The 1,064-nt window shown below is 48.0% G+C and carries 1 rRNA gene; it reads left to right on the forward strand.

Annotated features, from left to right (window positions below):
* Positions 1-1,064, forward strand: a 23S ribosomal RNA gene (locus tag N4T77_RS20095); the annotation flags it as partial.

Here is a 1,064-nt window from a genome sequence, read left to right on the forward strand (position 1 = left end):
AGATCTGATCCAGAGTACCACGAGACACGTGAAACCTTGTGGGAAGCAGGGAGGACCACCTCCCAAGGCTAAATACTAACTGGTGACCGATAGTGAAGCAGTACCGTGAGGGAAAGGTGAAAAGAACCCCGGAAGGGGAGTGAAATAGAACCTGAAACCGTGTGTCCACAATCAGTCGAAGCAGTTTTACCTGCGACGACGTGCTTTTTGTAGAACGAGCCAGCGAGTTACGATATGTAGCAAGGTTAAGTATTTAAGATACGCAGCCGAAGGGAAACCGAGTCTGAATAGGGCGAAAAGTTGCATGTCGTAGACCCGAAACCGGGTGACCTATCCATGGACAGGTTGAAGCGGAAGTAAAATTCCGTGGAGGACCGAACCACGTTGGTGTTGAAAAACCATGGGATGAGCTGTGGATAGCGGAGAAATTCCAATCGAACTCGGAGATAGCTGGTTCTCCTCGAAATAGCTTTAGGGCTAGCGTCTTGAATGAGTAATGGAGGTAGAGCACTGAATGGGCTAGGGGCTGACAACAGTTACTGAACCCTATCAAACTCCGAATGCCATATACTTGAATCAAGGCAGTCAGACTACGAATGATAAGATCCGTGGTCAAAAGGGAAACAGCCCAGACCATCAGCTAAGGTCCCAAAGTGTAAGTTAAGTGGAAAAGGATGTGGGATTTCTAAGACAACTAGGATGTTGGCTTAGAAGCAGCCACTCATTTAAAGAGTGCGTAATAGCTCACTAGTCGAGAGATCCTGCGCCGAAGATGTCCGGGGCTAAAACTTACCACCGAAGCTATGGATTGATACGTAAGTATCAGTGGTAGAGGAGCTTCCTGTATGGATTGAAGTCGTACCGAAAGGAGCGGTGGACTGTACAGGAGTGAGTATGCTGGCATAAGTAGCGAGAAATAAGTGAGAATCTTATTGGTCGAAAACCTAAGGTTTCCTGAGGAAGGCTCGTCCGCTCAGGGTTAGTCGGGACCTAAGCCGAGGCCGAAAGGCGTAGGTGATGGACAATCGGTTGATATTCCGATACCGCCAATTTGCGTTATTACA

Source organism: Clostridium sp. CX1, assembly GCF_025398335.1.
Lineage (GTDB): Bacteria > Bacillota > Clostridia > Clostridiales > Clostridiaceae > Clostridium_AM > Clostridium_AM tanneri.